Genomic DNA, 15,467 nt, shown 5'->3' with positions numbered 1-15,467 from the left:
TGCTCACAATCCTTCAGTTCGGTCTGTGAGGTCGCCTAGGCTCGGCAGGGTGCTCGACCTCCCAGATGGAGGTGACGAGGGGAGCGGGCTACCTCGGCTGCCGTCCACGGCAGTGCTCGATCGCACGAAGGATCCGCCATCATGACTGTTGATGTACCTGTGCTTGGTGAGGTCCGATCTCGCGACGAACTCCCGGATGAATTCTTCGCCCTGTTCCTCGACCCGACCCGCACCTACAGTTGCGCGCTGTGGACTCGCCCGGACGACACCCTGGAACGAGCCCAGTCGGCGAAGATCGACCTCGCGTTGGCCAAGTGCGATCTGCAGGCGGGGATGACCTTGTTGGATGTCGGCTGCGGCTGGGGTTCGACCATGTTGCGCGCCATGGACACCTATGGGGTGAACGCGATCGGGTTGACCGGCAACCGCCACCAGTACCGGTATGTGCGGGACCGGCTCGTCGACCGGCTGATCCGCGGCCGCCCCTACGGCGGGGTCCGGCGGCAGGATTGGGGGGAATTCGACCGCCGTGTGGACCGCATCGTGTGTATCGGGACGCTGGAACACCTCCACCCGCAGCGCTACGCCGATTTCTTCGATTTCGCCTACCGGATCCTGCCCGATAACGGGGTGCTGTTGGTGCAGACCGTCGTCGCACCGGGCCGCGACCCCTCGGATGCCCACCAGACGCGTTTCGCGAGTACCGATTCCGTGTCCACGCCCAGGACTATCCTGCCCTTCGACCGAGTTCCGCCACCGACCGGCCGCAACCCCAAGGGGGTCACCGAGTACGCGGAAGATGCCGGATTCACCATCGCCGGAATCGGGAAACTGGGACCGCACTACACCACCACACTGCAGAACTGGGCCACCGCGCTGCACGAGCACCGCGACCGGGCGATCGAACTCGCCGGGCGCGACACCTACAACGCCTACATCAGCCATATGACCGGGTTCGCCGACTACTTCCGTCACGGCCACCTCGACGTCATGCAGTTCACCTGCACCAAGAGCGGGATGTGAGGATCGTTCGGCGCCGTCGCGGCCGAGGCCGCTGTCGCCGACCGGCGCGCCAGGGGTGATGTCGGCCTGCGCAGGGGCCGGCCGGCGAAGACCGATCCGGCGACGCGTGCGCGGATCAGCTGCGAACTCGACTCAACCGACACCACCACCGCGGTCCTCGCCAACGGATTCGACGCGCACGCGCTCCATGCCCGCAGCGTCGCCGTTGGAGATCACACCGCGGAACATGTAGGTATGGGCCGATCAACTCGGCGACCTTGACTACCGAAACCCCTGAGCCACAGGGCGTTCCGCGCGGTAGCGGCTCGGACGACGCGGCGGGTAGGCGCACTGCACAACACACACGCCGAACACGAGAGCTTTGGCCGATAAGACGACGATTCTGAACTTTATTTAACCAACCGCCCGATCACAGCATCGGCCATGGTCCGATTAGCTGAGCTAGCTCGAGTGTGACCTGCGTTACCGCAGAGTGGCGGTGCGCAGCGGAACGAAAGGATCCCGCATGTCTTTTGCGGAGTTGCGCGGCCAGATCCTGCGCCGCAAGCCGATCTCGGAGGTAGACGACGACACGCCCGCGGACGAGCGGCTGTCGAAACACCTCGGTCTGTGGCAGCTGACGGCCATCGGGGTGGGCGGCATCATCGGCGCGGGCATCTTCGCCCTGGCCGGGTCGGTCGCACACAATACGACGGGGCCGTCGGTCCTCATCTCGTTCCTGATCGCGGGTGTGGCCAGTGCGTGTGCGGCACTCTGCTACGCCGAATTCGCGGGCATGGTGCCCAAGGCGGGGTCGGCCTACACCTACGGGTATGTGTCGCTGGGCGAGCTGGCGGGCTGGTTCATCGGGTGGGATCTGCTGCTGGAGTATGTGGCGGTGGCGGCGGTGGTCGCCATCGGCGTGTCCGGGTACTTCAACTTCCTGCTGGATCAGATCGGAATCACCTTGCCGCACTGGATGCTCGGGGCCTCCGGCACCGGGGACGGGCATGTGGTGGATGTGTTCGCGATCCTGTTCTGTCTGGGCAGCGCGTGGGTGCTGTCGCGCGGTATCAAGAGCGTGGGACGGTTCGAGACTGTCGCGGTGGGGATCAAGGTGGCGATCGTGCTGCTGATCATCGTGCTCGGCCTGTTCAAGATCGACAGCGCGAACTACCACCCGTACTTCCCGTTCGGCACCGGCGCGGTATGGACGGGCGCGGCGACCGTGTTCTTCGCCGTCTTCGGCTACGACGCCATGAGCACCGCGGCCGAGGAGTCCACCGAAGCGAAAAAACATCTGCCCAAGGCGATCATCTACTCGCTGGCCATCGCCATGGTGCTGTACGTGCTGGCCACACTGGTGCTCACCGGCATGCAGAAGTACACCGAGATCAGCCCGACCTCCGGGTTCTCCACCGCGTTCAAATCCGTGGGGATGCCGGGCATCGCGAACATCATCGCGATCGGCGCCATCGTCGGCATCATCACCGTGGTGCTCACCTTCATGCTGGGCGTGACCCGCGTCTGGTACGCCATGAGCCGCGACGGGCTGCTGCCGGAATGGTTCGCCAAGACCCATCCCACCCGCAAGGTGCCCACCCGGGTGACCTGGATCGTGGGCGCCGGCTCGGCGATCCTGGCCGGGCTGCTGCCCATCAATACCGTTGCGGAGCTGACCAATATCGGCATCCTGATGGCGTTCATCGTGGTCAGCGTGTCGGTGATCGTGCTCCGCTACACCCGCCCCGACGAGCCGCGCGAATTCCGGCTCCCGCTCATGCCGGTGGTGCCGGTGGTGGGCATCGGGTTCTCCATCTATCTGATCTGGTCGCTGCCGTGGGAAACCTGGGTGCGCTTCGTGGCCTGGCTGATCGTCGGCCTCGTCGTGTACTTCGGCTACTCCCGCTTCAACTCCCGCCTGGGCCACCCGACAGCGATCGAAAACGCCTGAGCCGGAAACCATTTCCGGGTCACGCTGATATGTGAACGGCGATCGAGCCGCTGGGGAGCGGCTCGATTCGAATGTGGGTGAGGTCGGGGACGTGGGCGGTCGGGTCGAGGGTGGCGGCGCGGGGGCCGACACCGATGACACGCATGCCTGCTGCCCTGGCGGCGGTGATGCCTGCTTGCGAGTCCTCGAAGACCAGGCAGTCGTCGGCTGAAAGGCCCAGTTCGGCGGCGGCTTTCAGGAAGCCTTCCGGATCGGGCTTGCTCACCGTCACCGATTCGGCGGTGATGCGGATCCGGGGGATGGGTAGGCCGGCGGCGGTCATCCGGGTTTCGGTGAGGACGTGGTTGGCGGAGGTGACCAGGGCGTGGGGGAGATCGGCGAGGGCGGCCATGAACTCCGGGGCACCGGCGATGGGTATGACGCCGTCGACGATGGTGGCCTCCTCGGCGAGCATGCGGTCGTTGTCGGCGCGGTTGAGCTCGGCGGGACGGTCCGGCAGCAGTTCGGCCATGGTTGCCCAGCCCTGGCGGCCGTGTGCGACGGCCAGCACATCGGCCACCGCCAGGCCGTGCTCGGTGGCCCAGCGTCGCCACAGCAGCTCCACTACGGCTTCGGAATTCACGAGTGTGCTGTCCATATCGAGCAGGAGGCCGCGGGCGGCAAGCGTGGCATCAACCGTCATAAGCTGGTTATAACCACAAGATGCCGGGCATGCAATATGTCTCGAATCCGTATCGCGGGCACGGAATTCCCGCACATCGCGCCTCGGAGCTCGCCGCACGGCTGCAGGGCCCGCGCCGGACCGGTCTATAACGGTCGTTATAGTCGACGGAGGCTATTCTCCGACGAGACGGAGAGCCACGCGCTCGCGCGCACGAATCTGCACCTGTTCGAAGGAGAATTCGTCTTGGGGTCGACCACAACCCTCGAGCACCCGTTCGATACCGCCATCGCGCTGACGCCGGATGGGGAAGGGCGCTTTCTCGGTCACACCGCGGCCGAGTACTCGAACATGGTGGGCCCCTTCGGCGGGATCACGGCCGCCACCATGCTGCGGGCCGTTCTCGACGACCCGCGCTGCGCGGGCAGTCCGCTGTCGCTGACGGTCAACTACGCGGGGCCCATCGCCACGGGAGCGTTCACCATCGAGGCCGAGCCCGTGCGGACCAATCGCACCACCCAGCACTGGGTCGTGACCATGCGGCAGGACGACACCGTGGCCACCACCGCGACCGTGGTGTGCGCACTGCGTCGCCCGACCTGGTCCGACACCGAGATCAGCCCGCCCGCCGCGCCCGCACCGGACTCCCTCGAGGTGGCGGAACTGCCCGAATCGCCTGCGTGGCTGCGGAATTACGAGATGCGGTTCGTGGCGGGCCGCGGCCCGTTCGCCGGGGGCGATGACGGCGCACCGGCACCGACGTCCACCTCCACCCTGTGGGTTCGGGACACCCCTGCGCGCTCGCTGGACTTTCCGGCCGTGGCGGCGATGAGCGATATCTTCTTCCCGCGCGTCATGCTGCGCCTGGGCCGGATGGTCCCCGCGGGCACCGTCTCGCTCACCGTCTACTTCCACGCCGAGCTCGACCCGCTCGCCGATCCCGGACGGTTCGTTCTCGCGACCGCCCGGGCACAACACTTCGGCAATGGCTTCTTCGACCAATCGGCCCACCTGTGGACCGAAGAGGGCACCGCGCTGGCCACCAGTCACCAGCTCGTGTACTTCAAGGACTGACTCACCACACCGCGGGCAGCAGTCCGCATGCCCCGGCTACAAATGACGGAAATGGGTGGGAAGCAGCGGCTTTCGCCGTTTAACGGGGAATGTCAGGACGGCCAGACCGGCACCGAGGACGACCAGACCGCACCAGGACAGCACGGGTAGGCGCTCGCCGACAACGGTGACGCCGAGCAGAGCGGCGACCGCGGGCTCGGCGAGCGTCAGGGTGGTGGCGGACGCCACGGTGGTGTGGCGCAGTCCGTAACCGAACAGGCGGTAGGCGAGGAACGTCGTGAAGAACGCGAGGTGCAGGGCGACCGCCAGGCCCCGTGGCGTGGTCAGCCAGATCGGGTCGGAGGTTGCGACTACGGGCAGGACGAGGACGCCAGCGACGCCGAACATGATGCCCATGACCGAGCCGGAGGCGTGGCCGCGGGTAATGAGGGTGCCGCCGATCAGGGAATAGACGGCATAGGTGAGGCCCGCGCAGGCCGCGAGCAGAATGCCCAGCAGGTCGATCGGGGTCGCATTGCCGAATCGCGACCCCATAACCAGTACGGCGCAACCGATTACGGCCAGCCCGGTGGCGGCACGCCATCTCGCGGACGGTCGCCCCCGGCCGGTGAGCCAGGCCAGCAGGCCCGCGAAGACCGGTGCGCTCCCGAGAGCGATGACCGTGGCCACGGCCACGCCGGTGCGGGCCACGGCCGGATAGAAGGTGACCGGATACCCGGCCACGGCACCCGCGCCGAGCAGCAGCAGCCACCGTTCCGGCACGCCGGCGCGCATCCGATGCCCGCGGCCGGTGACGAACAGCAGCAGTCCACCGAGGGCCAAGCCAGCCGAACCGATTGCGGCAGCGGATGTTCCGGCCGGAGCCAGCGATGCCGCGGTACCGGTGCTGCCCCACAGCACCGACGCGGCGAGGATCGGCGCACTACCGCGCCAAGCGGTCGAAGGGGTGTGTTCAGGGGTGAGCGTGGATGTGCGTTCGGACACTGTCGAGTACTCCGTCGTCGAATTCCGAAGGGGGAAGGAATCGAAACGGGCGCACGACAAATCCGGGCTGCCGTCGGAGGTCAGCCGGAACGCGAAACGAGAGTCTGCCGCTGCGCCCGATCAGGCGGCCGGCGGCGGCGTGACGGAGTGCCAGAACATACCCATGGGTCGAGACTACCCAACAGCCTCGCGCCCGGTCTGCCCGGTGGTCAGGTAGTGGCGGTTCCGGCGCGTTTCAGAACGATCAGCGGGGTGAGGTAGTGCTCGAGTACGTACCCGCCGAGGGCGTGTGCCGCGTGGGCGGCCTCGTCGACTTCGACGGCCGTCCAGTCGCTGAAGGTGGTGAACAGGTCGTGGATCTGGTCGGCGCTCAGTTCGATTGTCCAGGAGAACCGTTCGACATGAGCGGCGACGAAGTGACCGCTGCCCGTCAGGCGGCGCACCCAGGCATCGGTGTCGAAGTCCGCCAGTCTGCGCGGCGGGGAGTGGTCGCCGCGGCGCGCGACGATCTCGGCCATTCGCTGCCGGAATGGGGTGGCAGCGGCCGACGGGTCGCCGAAGACGTGACGCCACACCGCGAAATGACCGTCAGCGATCAGCGCGCGGTGAATTCTCGGCCGGCGAGGCTCTGCCCCGGCTCGACAGCGGTGACGGCAGCGCCGGCCTGCAGCATCGGACCCGTCGCCAATCCGGTGCCGGCGCCGAGCTCGACCACCCGGACGCCGGACCGTAGTAACCCTAACTCCCACAACCGTTTCCACAGTGCGGCCGGGTAATCAGGTCTAGCGCGATCGTAGGTCTCTGCATGGGCATCGAAATGCCGTGGACCAAGCCCTCGACCGTCCCGGCCATCAGACCAGATCGAACTTTCCGGCACGCACGGCACCGCTGAACAGGTCCCAGTCGGCCGGGGCGAAGACGAGCACCGGGCTCGAATCTCCGAGCGCCGAATCCCTCACGGCGACCAAGCCGCCGCTCAGATGTGCAGCTTCGACGCACTCGCCGCCCGAGCTGGTGCTATACGTACTCTTGAACCAGGATGCCCTGGACAGGTCGATACTCACGCTCTGAACTCCTTGGCTATCGACAGCATGAGCTGCCGAGATGTGTCCGGATCCAACGCTACTCGGCTGATCTCCTTGAACGCAGCCCGATAGCGCGTCACCTCGCCCTCTCGTTCCAAGTAGAGGTCTCCGGCGTAGCCCTCGACGTACACGACCGGTGGCTCGACCATGCCGGTCGCCGGGAGTTTAGGAAATTCGAGCAGCGCAAACGAACCCACCATGGAACCGAGATGACCGGGGGTATCAAAGGTCACCGCCCGGATCGAGATGCGATCCAGCATCGACAGATCCACGAGACGCTGTAGCTGATCGGCCATGACCGCCTCGCCACCGATCCGGTCGCGCAGAACCATCTCAGACAAGATCACGTCCATGCCGAATCCATCGTCATTCAATCGGTTTTGGCGTCGGGCATTCATCTCGATGCGTTTTTCCAACTGTCCGGTCGGCATTTCCGGATTCTCGGTCCAGGCAATGGCTCGCCGGTATTCCGGTGTCTGCAGCAGTCCGGGAATCATCGTGACCCGCCACGTAACAAGCCTGCGAGCCGCGCCTTCCAGCGCCAGGTAATGATGGAGCCCCGGGTTCATCTCGTCCGCGTACGCCCGCCACCAGTTCTTCTGTGCGGAGACCATTTCCTGGGCGAGACCGAGTAGCAGGCGGCGTTCGTCGTCGCTGCACTTGTAGGCGTCAGCAAGCACGTTGATCCAGAGCCTCGACACCTTGCCCTTGAGCCCATCTTCCAGGCGACCGATGGTTTGTATCGAGGTATCCACGAGCCGCGCAGCAGCCGATCTGGTCACGTGCGCCCGCTGGCGGTATTCGGCTAAGAGTCGACCGAGAGCGCGGGCGGCGAGGGTGGAGCCAGACATTTTCCTAGCCTTTCTATCGAAGGCACTGAAATTTGGAACCCCCCGTGGCGGAAGTCCGGCGCAATAGCCGGAACCGGCCGGTCATGGCGGCCCCAAATCCCTTGGCATCGGAGTAAATCTGGGTTCGTGTCCAACCCATCCATCGCCGACCATAGCGAATTACCAACGATGACAATCGAATACGCGCATCTGACCATGCAGACACACCGGAATTGTCCGGTTTCGGTGTGTCCGGTGAAGAACCAGGCCAAGCGTCGGCTCATCGCGTGCGGGGCGCCGACACCCGCCGACGCTCGACACGTAGGGAGTTGATGTGGTGAATCGACCTGTTACGCACAGCATGCCGGACCACCCGGTGCTGAATCTGGAAGTCGCGCAACGCGCCTTGGCTCAGCACGCACAGTGCGGTGAGGAGTGCGAGGCGAAGCGGTATTTCAGCCGGCAGGTGCCCTACCTGGAGCGCAGTGGGCACCGGGAGCGCGGCGCCACCAGCTGGAACATCTGGGCCGGTGAGTGACCGCTCGGGACGAATATTCCGTTGATCCGCCCCTCCCGCACGAAGGAAGTTCGATACAGTTCCTCCATGAAGAAGGTTTCTTCAGGATCGAATGTGTCGGGCGGGGCGGTTCCGCTGGATGCCATCGACCGGCTGCTGCTCGATGAGCTGGCCCGCGACGGGCGAATGACCAACAATGCGCTGGCCGCTGCCGCGGGGATCGCACCCTCGACCTGTCTGGGGCGAGTGCGGGCTCTGGTGGAGCACGGGGTGATCCGCGGGTTCCACGCCGACATCGACCCGGCCGCGCTGGGTCGCGATCTGCAGGCCATGATCGCGGTCCGGGTGCGTGCGGCGGCGCGCGGTCAGCTGGCCGAATTCGGTGAGCAGATGGCCGCGCTGCCGGAGGTCGAGAACGTGTATTTCATTGCCGGGGCCGACGATTACCTGATCCATGTCGCCACCGCCGACTCCGGCGAGCTGCGCACCTTCGTGCTGGAGCATCTGAGCGCGCATCCCGCCGTCGCGTCCACGGAGACGATCCTCATCTTCGAGCACGTGCGCCCGGGGCATCGCCCCGCCTCCTGATCGGCGGCGCGGGGGCTGGTGCCATGTCCGGAAAGGTTGGTTCAGTAGGCGGAACCCTCACGGTCCGACGAACAGTCGTTCGCACGGCAGGCGCGGCAGCAGCCGGCAGTCGTCGAAGGTGTCGCGGATGAATTCGATTGTGAACCAATGCTTCTGCCTCCAATCGTGGATCAAGTTGCGTACCGCCACCGCAGTGACCGTGTAGTCGAAGACCACGTCGGCCAGCCAGATTCGCACGTGGACATCACCTTCGGGCGGGAACCATCCTTCGGTGGTCACGGCCGGTCGCCATCCCCGGGCATTACCGTGTCGTCCTTTCCGGATGGGGCCTCAGGCGGCCAGGGAGTGTGCGGCGTAACCGTGTGCTGCCGCAACCGATTCCGAGAGCAGTTCGCCCTTGTGGGTGCTCAGGCCCGCGGCCAGGCCCGGGTCGGCGGCGACGGCGTCGCGCCAGCCCTTGTCGGCCAGAGCCACCGCGTAGGGCAGGGTGGCGTTGGTGAGGGCCACCGTCGAGGTGTGCGGCACCGCGCCCGGCATATTGGCCACGCAGTAGAAGATCGAGTCGTGCACCCGGTAGGTGGGCTCGGCGTGCGTGGTGGGGCGGGAATCGGCGAAGCAGCCGCCCTGGTCGATGGCGATGTCGACCAGCACCGAACCCGGCTTCATCTGGGCGACAAGGTCATTGGAGACGAGGGTCGGAGCTTTCGCACCGGGCACCAGCACCGCGCCGATGACCAGGTCTGCCTCGCGCACCAGGTTCTCGACCTCGAGCCGGTTGGACATGACGGTGCGCACCTGGCCGTGGTACAGGTCGTCGATCTCGCGCAGGCGCTGAATGTTCAAGTCGAGCACCGTGACCTCGGCGTGCATGCCGTGCGCGACGGCGATGGCATTGCGCCCGGACACACCCGCACCGATCACCACCACGCGGGCCGGGCGCACACCCGGCACACCGCCCATGAGCACGCCGCGGCCGCCGCCGCTGCGCATCAGGTGATACGCGCCCGCCTGCGGCGCCAACCGGCCCGCGACCTCGCTCATCGGGGCCAGCAAAGGCAGGGAACCGTCGGGGGCGGTGACGGTTTCGTAGGCGAGGGAGGTGATGCCCGAGGACAGCAGGGCGTCGGTGCACTCCCGGGAGGCGGCCAGGTGCAGGTAGGTGAACAGCACCTGGTCCTCACGCAAGCGCGAATACTCTTCGGCGACGGGCTCTTTCACCTTGAGCACCAGATCGGCGACGCCCCAGACCTCGTCGGCGGTATCGAGCACCTGCGCACCGGCGAAGCGGTAGGCGTCGTCCTCGAACGTCGAGCCGACACCCGCACCGGCCTCGACGACCACCTCGTGGCCGCGGGCCACCAGCTCGTGCACACCGGCGGGCGTGCAGGCCACCCGGTACTCGTGGTTCTTGACCTCGCGGGGAATTCCGATCTTCATCCGCACTCCTGACTCTCTCGACTGGGGTTTCGGCGGGATCGCCGCCAGAGAGTTAGTATGAATATTGTGCGAGATCAGCACCAGAGAGGTGAATAAGATTCTCTGAATTTGCACTCGACTATCGGAATACTCGAAATCGGCGAGTGCGAGCTGGGTCACACCGAAGCATCTTCGGCGTTTGCGGCGCTACTGCAACGGCTCCGGCCAGCTGTCGTCGATCGGCCAGCCGCCCGCCCGCAAATGAGCGCGGACCCGATCCAGATCGGCTGCACGCGGCATCTCGTCGGTGAGTTTGGTGATGATCACCCCGACGTCGGCCCGGTCGGCAGGCAGCGCGCCGAGCAGCACCAGCTCGGCGGCCACCTGCCGCACCTCGTCCTCGGACAACCGCCGGGCCAGTACGGCCAGCAGCGGCAGATAGTCGGTGTCGGGAACACCGTGCGGGTACCCGGCGCGCAGCCAGCCGACAATTCTGGCCAGTAGCTCGGACAACTCCATCGGTGCTCGGTTCTACTCTGCCGGAACGGAATTCACGCCTCGGACGGGTCGCCCAGCGGCCACCCGCCGGCCGCCAGCCGGGCCGCGACCCGGTTCACGTCGTCGGCGCCGGGCTTCTCGTGGGCGAGCTGCGCGATGGCGGTTTCGATGGCGGCCCGGTCCAGCACGCCGCCGGAGGCGAGCAATCCCTCGATGACCTCGTCGACTTCGCGGTCGGTGAGCTTGCGGTGCAGCACCGCGAACAGGGCCACATAGTCCTCACGCGGGATGCCGTGCGGGTAGCCTGCGCGCAGCCAGGCCAGGACGGTGGCGAGGATCGAACGATTGGTCGTCATGGCTCACTTCTTCGGGGGTTTCGCGCCGAACAACTGGATGTCGAAGGTGTGGCTGATGAAATCCTTGGCGATATAGAGGATTCCGGCGGCGACCACGATCAGGGCGGCCGCGAAGCAGAGGTAGGCGATGGCGGTGACGACCACATTGCGGTTGGCGGTGGCCGGGCCGTCGGCAGCCGGTTCCAGGGCCCAGAGCCGGACGCCGATCCCGAAGATCACCGGCACCCCGACCCCGAGCACCAGCGCGATCAGCGTGACCTCGCCCAGGGACTTGGCGATGGCGTTGAAGGTGTGCATGCTCGCTCTCCTCAGGCCGCGGCGGTCTCGCGCGGCGGGGCCGACGGGGTGACGCCGTTTGCCCAGTCGTCGTTGACATTGCTGGTGTCGATCGGATTGCGGCGCGAGCGCAGGTACATGTAGACCGACAGGGCGATCAGCACGGCCAGCACGATCAGCACGCCGAGCAGGCCACCGCCGAGATCGGCGACCCACCAGCAGGCCGCGCCGACCAGACCGGCCAGTGGCAGGGTCAGCACCCAGGCCACGGCCATGCGGCCCATGACACCCCAGCGCACCTCCGCGCCCGGCTTGCCCAGGCCCGTGCCGAGGATGGATCCGGTCGCGGTCTGGGTGGTCGACAGCGGCAGGCCGAACTGGGCCGAGGTGAGAATAATGGCCGCCGAGGAGGTTTCGGCCGCGAAGCCCTGCGGCGAATCGATCTCCACCAGGCCCTTGCCCAGGGTGCGGATTATGCGCCAGCCGCCCAGATAGGTACCCGCGGCGATCGCCAGGGCGCAGCACACCTTCACCCACAGCGGTATGTCGTCGGCACTGGTGTAGGTGCCGCGGGCGACCAGGGCCATGAAGATGACGCCCATGGTCTTCTGGGCGTCATTGGTGCCGTGGGCCAGCGAGACCAGGGACGCGGAACCGATTTGGCCCCAGCGGAATGCGGTGCTCACCCGGTCCTTGCGGGAGTGGCGGGTCAGCCAGTAGACCGCGTAGGTGCCCAGTCCGGCCACCAGTGCGGCGACGAAGGGGGCCAGCAGGGCCGGGAGGATGATCTTGTTGATCAGGCCGGTCTTCTGATCCCCGGTCCAGATCACGCCGCTCGCGCCCAGCGCGGCGACCGCGGCCCCGATCAGGCCACCGAAGAGGGCATGGGAGGAACTCGACGGAATTCCGACCAGCCAGGTGAACAGATTCCACAGAATTCCGCCGACCAGGCCTGCGAAAACTATGTGCAGCAAGGCCATACCGTGGATACCGCCGATATTCAGCAGCCCACCCGAGACCGTCTTGGCGACCTCCACCGACAGGAACGCTCCGACCAGGTTGAGCACGGCCGAAAGGGCCACTGCCACCCGGGGAGCGAGCGCGCCGGTCGCGATGGAGGTCGCCATCGCATTCGCCGTGTCGTGAAAACCGTTGGTGAAATCGAACGCCAACGCGGTTATCACCACGATCAAGAGAACAAGTAGCTCAGCGCTCACAACTCCAGTGTCACAACGGAATACCGCGCGCAGAATGGCTACACGCCGGTGTTCACTGGAAATTCAATCGGATAGCCCCGGGACGGTCGCCCGGGGTTGTCCGGCCTCTCACATGCCCTGGCAGCAGCCGGGCATGAGCGTGCACATCCAGTTGCACAGCATCTGCAGCGGGTTCATTCGCGATCACCTCCTCCCGCAGGATTCGGAGTCGAGCAGGGGCCGGAGGTGCGCGGACTACGCCGTCAGTGAAATGAGCACGCAGCGGCGGTGTTTCGCGGTGAGAATGAGGCGGGCCGCTGGGGCCCCGAGGTTCGGGAGGGTGTTGATGGACGAGGTGCTGCTCACGCCGCCGGATGCCGCCGAGGTGCGGTTCCTGGCGCGGGGTGTGGTCAGTGCGGCGGCGGGAGAGGCGGGGCTGACGCCGCTGCAGGAGTTGCTGGTTCCGGCCTTGTTCCTGTCGATGACCGGGTGTCCGGTGGAACTGGCCGAGGTGCGCCCGATCGGGGCGGCGGAGTTCGCGGACGGCATGGCGCGGCGCAATCGGGTGTTCCGGGAACGGATCGTGCAGACCATGCTGCTCGCGGCGCTGGTGGTGCGGCCGCTGCCCGCGGAAGTGGGAAACCGGCTGCGGGAGTTCGCCGATGCGCTCGGTGTCGACGACGACATGATCGCCGTCGCGCAGCGCTACGCCGAGGGCGCGGTGGATCTGGCCGCGGTCGACTTCACCCGCAACGGCTATCTGGGCAATACGAATACGCTGCGGCTGGGCGCGCTGCACACCGAGGGCCTGGACAGCTCGTGGAGCGCGGTCACCGACGATCCGGTGCTGGCCGGGCGCTGGGCCGAACTGTGGGATCTGCCGGTCGGCACGCTGGGACGCGGTGTCGCCGACTTCTACCGCGACCGGGGCTTCGTCACTCCCGGTCTGCCCGGTTCCGCGCCGCCGCTGCTGGCCCAGCACGACTGGGTGCACGTGCTCGCGGGGTACGGGACCACCCTCGAGAACGAGATCGAGGTCTTCGCCTTCATGGCCCGCGCCAATGACGACCCGCGCGCGTTCAGCCTGCTGGCCATGGTGATTTCGCTGTTCGAGACCGGGTACCTGCGTGCGGGCGCGGGCCTGTTCGAGGCCGACGAAGGCCACCTCAGCACCCGGGGCATGGCCGAACGGCTCGGCGATGCCATGCGGCGCGGCGCGCTCACCCAGGGCAGCCACGACTTCCTCGACCTGGACTGGTTCTCGCTGGCCGACCGCCCGATCACGGTGGTGCGCAATGAGATCGGCCTGGTTCCCAAGGCCGGGTCGGCGCTCGCGGCGGGCTCGGCCGGACCGTGGCAGCCCGGCGGGATCACGCCGTACCAGCTGAACTCCTCGAAAAATGCCGCGGAGGCGTCGGGACGGCCCTACGTGCCCTGGCAGCCCGACCCGTCGCGCGACTGACCGGCTTCAGCGAAAGTCAGGTCTGAAAGTCAGGTTTGCCGTACGAGGGTCGTGCCCGGTAGATCGGGTGAGCGGTGCGAGCGTCTTGCGCACTGCTCACCCGGCATGCTGATCTGTCGCTCTCCGAGGCGACCGGTCAGCCCTGACCGAGCAGGCCGAGCATGCCGGAAACGGCTGCGGGCCAGGTGAATTCCTCGGCGCGGCTGCGGGCGGCCCGGCGGCGTTCGGCGGCCGGGCGGGACAGCACGTCGGTGACGGCTTCGGCGAAAGCACGCGGATGGTCGGCGGCCACCGCGCCGGCTTCGGCGGTGATGATGTCGGCCAGAGCTGAGGAGCGGCTGACCACGACCGGGGTGCCGGCGGCGAGGGCTTCGAGTGCGGCCAAGCCGAAAGTCTCGTGCGGGCCGGGGGCCAGGGAGACGTCGGCGGTGGCCAGCAGCGTGGCCAAAGCGGTTCTGTCGTCGATGAATCCGGCGAAGTGGACGGTGGGGCGGCCATCCGGGAGCGGTGGGATGGTGCGGGCGCGGCGCTCGAGGGCGTCGCGGCGGGGGCCGTCGCCAGCGACGACCAGACGGGCGTCGAGGCCGCGGCGGCGCAGTGCGCTCACCGCGGCGATGCTGCGGTCCACCCGCTTCTCGACCGAGAGGCGGCCGCAATGCACCAGCAATGGGTAGTCGTCGGCGCCGAGATCGGTGCGCAGCCGGTGGTCGTGGCGGTCCGGCCGGAACATGTCCAGATCGACGCCGAGCGGGACGAGTTCGACGTTCTCGACGTCGATGCGGTGGAACTCCTCGCGCGCGAACTGGGTGGTGCATACGACGACGTCGTAGTCCTCGGCGGTACGGCGGTTGGCGGCGTCTGCGGCCCGGCGGGCGATCGGACCGGGCAAAATCTGGCCCAGCAACCGGTCGAGGCGCTCGTGAGAGATCATCACGCCCGCGATGTCGCGGCGGCGCGCCCACCGGCCGAAGCCACGCAGTGTCAACCGGTCCGACACCTCCAGCACATCGGGCCGCAGCCCGGCCAGGGTGTCGGCGACCCGGCGCGGGTCCGCTGCCCGGTAGCCGCCGGTCCACGGAATCTGGGGCGCGGGCACCGTGATCCGCAGTACCCCGGTCGGCAGCACCTCCTCGGCCCGCTTCGGCCCCGGCACGACCAGCACCACCTCGTGCCCGGCGGCCGCATATCCCTCACCCAGGTGGTGCAACGCGGTGCGCAACCCACCCGACCGCGGACCATAGAAGTTCGCCAGCTGAACGATGCGCACCTGGCCGATCGTGCAGGGCAACGGGTTACCGTCGGCACCCCCGGCGCCAACACCACATGAACACCCGCGAAAGACCCAGCGAACCCGGCGTAGTCGGCACCCCGCACCCGCCCACCCGAACCTCACACCCCGAACCCCGCACGACCCACACCACCAAGATCGGGAAGCCCGCAGCGCGCAATTCCGGGCAAATCTCCAATACGCCGCGCACCCGTGCTCGGTCGTCATGCCCCAGAGCGCGGCACTGCCGCTCGGCGACAGCGGCCTGTGCGCGGTGATCCACCGGCGTCATCCTGCTGCA

Annotated in this window: 18 protein-coding genes; 6 read left to right on the top strand and 12 right to left on the bottom strand. The window is 67.2% G+C overall.

Going from position 1 to position 15,467, the window contains the following annotated elements; translation table 11 throughout:
- Positions 1–141: 141 nt before the first annotated feature.
- Together ACFXHE_RS07555 and ACFXHE_RS07550 are read left to right on the top strand one after the other, a co-directional pair.
- Positions 142–1,023, top strand: coding sequence for a class I SAM-dependent methyltransferase (locus ACFXHE_RS07555; RefSeq protein ID WP_379380880.1), 882 nt, complete (start codon positions 142–144; stop codon positions 1,021–1,023).
- Between the two features lie 505 nt (positions 1,024–1,528).
- Positions 1,529–2,956: an amino acid permease gene (locus tag ACFXHE_RS07550; RefSeq protein ID WP_379380878.1), complete on the top strand. Its 1,428-nt coding sequence runs from the start codon at positions 1,529–1,531 to the stop codon at positions 2,954–2,956.
- 19 nt (positions 2,957–2,975) lie between these two features.
- On the opposite strand, the gene ACFXHE_RS07545 is transcribed toward ACFXHE_RS07550, so the two are convergent.
- Entirely contained in the window at positions 2,976–3,638 is a 663-nt protein-coding gene (locus ACFXHE_RS07545) for an HAD-IA family hydrolase (RefSeq protein ID WP_379380876.1), read from the bottom strand.
- A gap of 225 nt (positions 3,639–3,863) precedes the next feature.
- Here ACFXHE_RS07545 and ACFXHE_RS07540 point away from each other — a divergent pair, with 225 nt between their 5' ends.
- Positions 3,864–4,691, top strand: a complete 828-nt coding sequence (locus ACFXHE_RS07540; protein ID WP_379380874.1) for an acyl-CoA thioesterase — start codon at positions 3,864–3,866, stop codon at positions 4,689–4,691.
- A 36-nt stretch (positions 4,692–4,727) separates the two neighbouring features.
- Here ACFXHE_RS07540 and ACFXHE_RS07535 read toward each other — a convergent pair whose 3' ends face one another.
- The 4 genes from ACFXHE_RS07535 to ACFXHE_RS07520 all read right to left on the bottom strand — a co-directional run bounded on the left by ACFXHE_RS07535 (position 4,728) and on the right by ACFXHE_RS07520 (position 7,611).
- Positions 4,728–5,675, bottom strand: a complete 948-nt coding sequence (locus ACFXHE_RS07535; protein ID WP_379380872.1) for a DMT family transporter — start codon at positions 5,673–5,675, stop codon at positions 4,728–4,730.
- A 209-nt stretch (positions 5,676–5,884) separates the two neighbouring features.
- The gene (locus ACFXHE_RS07530; RefSeq protein ID WP_379380870.1) at positions 5,885–6,250 is read right to left on the bottom strand and encodes a hypothetical protein; all 366 of its coding nucleotides are present in this window, start codon (positions 6,248–6,250) and stop codon (positions 5,885–5,887) included.
- Positions 6,251–6,526: 276 nt separating this feature from the next.
- A complete protein-coding gene (locus tag ACFXHE_RS07525) occupies positions 6,527–6,739 on the bottom strand; it encodes a DUF397 domain-containing protein (RefSeq protein ID WP_379380868.1) in 213 nt (70 codons plus the stop codon).
- Complete coding sequence (locus ACFXHE_RS07520) at positions 6,736–7,611, bottom strand: helix-turn-helix domain-containing protein (protein WP_379380866.1); 876 nt, start codon at positions 7,609–7,611, stop codon at positions 6,736–6,738. Before ACFXHE_RS07520 ends, ACFXHE_RS07525 begins: the two co-directional genes overlap by 4 nt.
- A 316-nt stretch (positions 7,612–7,927) precedes the next feature.
- Between ACFXHE_RS07520 and ACFXHE_RS07515 the strand changes: the two genes are divergently transcribed.
- Together ACFXHE_RS07515 and ACFXHE_RS07510 are read left to right on the top strand one after the other, a co-directional pair.
- A complete protein-coding gene (locus ACFXHE_RS07515; protein WP_379380864.1) occupies positions 7,928–8,128 on the top strand; it encodes a hypothetical protein in 201 nt (66 codons plus the stop codon).
- A 66-nt stretch (positions 8,129–8,194) separates the two neighbouring features.
- Positions 8,195–8,695, top strand: coding sequence for an Lrp/AsnC family transcriptional regulator (locus tag ACFXHE_RS07510; RefSeq protein ID WP_379380862.1), 501 nt, complete (start codon positions 8,195–8,197; stop codon positions 8,693–8,695).
- 57 nt (positions 8,696–8,752) lie between these two features.
- Here the strand turns inward: ACFXHE_RS07510 and ACFXHE_RS07505 are convergent, their stop codons facing one another.
- The 6 genes from ACFXHE_RS07505 to ACFXHE_RS07480 form a co-directional block, all read right to left on the bottom strand.
- Positions 8,753–8,974, bottom strand: a complete 222-nt coding sequence (locus tag ACFXHE_RS07505; RefSeq protein ID WP_379380860.1) for a hypothetical protein — start codon at positions 8,972–8,974, stop codon at positions 8,753–8,755.
- 51 nt (positions 8,975–9,025) lie between these two features.
- The gene (ald, locus tag ACFXHE_RS07500; RefSeq protein ID WP_379380858.1) at positions 9,026–10,132 is read right to left on the bottom strand and encodes an alanine dehydrogenase; all 1,107 of its coding nucleotides are present in this window, start codon (positions 10,130–10,132) and stop codon (positions 9,026–9,028) included.
- Positions 10,133–10,318: 186 nt separating this feature from the next.
- Positions 10,319–10,630, bottom strand: coding sequence for a DUF3349 domain-containing protein (locus ACFXHE_RS07495; RefSeq protein WP_354832523.1), 312 nt, complete (start codon positions 10,628–10,630; stop codon positions 10,319–10,321).
- A 32-nt stretch (positions 10,631–10,662) separates the two neighbouring features.
- Positions 10,663–10,965 (bottom strand): DUF3349 domain-containing protein, encoded by a 303-nt coding sequence (locus tag ACFXHE_RS07490; RefSeq protein ID WP_379380856.1) that lies wholly within the window; start codon positions 10,963–10,965, stop codon positions 10,663–10,665.
- A 3-nt stretch (positions 10,966–10,968) separates the two neighbouring features.
- On the bottom strand, positions 10,969–11,262 hold the full coding sequence (locus ACFXHE_RS07485; RefSeq protein ID WP_379380854.1) for a hypothetical protein: 294 nt from the start codon (positions 11,260–11,262) through the stop codon (positions 10,969–10,971).
- 11 nt (positions 11,263–11,273) lie between these two features.
- Positions 11,274–12,458 (bottom strand): anion permease, encoded by a 1,185-nt coding sequence (locus ACFXHE_RS07480; protein WP_379380853.1) that lies wholly within the window; start codon positions 12,456–12,458, stop codon positions 11,274–11,276.
- Between the two features lie 325 nt (positions 12,459–12,783).
- Between ACFXHE_RS07480 and ACFXHE_RS07475 the strand changes: the two genes are divergently transcribed.
- Positions 12,784–13,899 (top strand): hypothetical protein, encoded by a 1,116-nt coding sequence (locus ACFXHE_RS07475; RefSeq protein ID WP_379380851.1) that lies wholly within the window; start codon positions 12,784–12,786, stop codon positions 13,897–13,899.
- Positions 13,900–14,035: 136 nt separating this feature from the next.
- On the opposite strand, the gene ACFXHE_RS07470 is transcribed toward ACFXHE_RS07475, so the two are convergent.
- Positions 14,036–15,166, bottom strand: a complete 1,131-nt coding sequence (locus tag ACFXHE_RS07470; RefSeq protein ID WP_364610405.1) for a glycosyltransferase — start codon at positions 15,164–15,166, stop codon at positions 14,036–14,038.
- Positions 15,167–15,467 lie beyond the last annotated feature (301 nt).

This window comes from Nocardia sp. NPDC059229 (assembly GCF_042754165.1).
GTDB lineage: Bacteria > Actinomycetota > Actinomycetes > Mycobacteriales > Mycobacteriaceae > Nocardia.
The sequence above is the reverse complement of the archived record's forward strand: the minus strand, read 5'-3'. Positions and strand labels throughout refer to the sequence as shown.

Bases quoted from the DNA above. Each gene is read 5' to 3' on its own strand.
- ACFXHE_RS07555 (WP_379380880.1), top strand. From the start codon at position 142: ATGACTGTTGATGTACCTGTGCTTGGTGAGGTCCGATCTCGCGACGAA.
- ACFXHE_RS07550 (WP_379380878.1), top strand. From the start codon at position 1,529: ATGTCTTTTGCGGAGTTGCGCGGCCAGATCCTGCGCCGCAAGCCGATC.
- ACFXHE_RS07545 (WP_379380876.1), bottom strand. From the start codon at position 3,638: ATGACGGTTGATGCCACGCTTGCCGCCCGCGGCCTCCTGCTCGATATG.
- ACFXHE_RS07520 (WP_379380866.1), bottom strand. From the start codon at position 7,611: ATGTCTGGCTCCACCCTCGCCGCCCGCGCTCTCGGTCGACTCTTAGCC.
- ACFXHE_RS07510 (WP_379380862.1), top strand. From the start codon at position 8,195: ATGAAGAAGGTTTCTTCAGGATCGAATGTGTCGGGCGGGGCGGTTCCG.
- ald (WP_379380858.1), bottom strand. From the start codon at position 10,132: ATGAAGATCGGAATTCCCCGCGAGGTCAAGAACCACGAGTACCGGGTG.
- ACFXHE_RS07495 (WP_354832523.1), bottom strand. From the start codon at position 10,630: ATGGAGTTGTCCGAGCTACTGGCCAGAATTGTCGGCTGGCTGCGCGCC.
- ACFXHE_RS07490 (WP_379380856.1), bottom strand. From the start codon at position 10,965: ATGACGACCAATCGTTCGATCCTCGCCACCGTCCTGGCCTGGCTGCGC.
- ACFXHE_RS07485 (WP_379380854.1), bottom strand. From the start codon at position 11,262: ATGCACACCTTCAACGCCATCGCCAAGTCCCTGGGCGAGGTCACGCTG.
- ACFXHE_RS07475 (WP_379380851.1), top strand. From the start codon at position 12,784: ATGGACGAGGTGCTGCTCACGCCGCCGGATGCCGCCGAGGTGCGGTTC.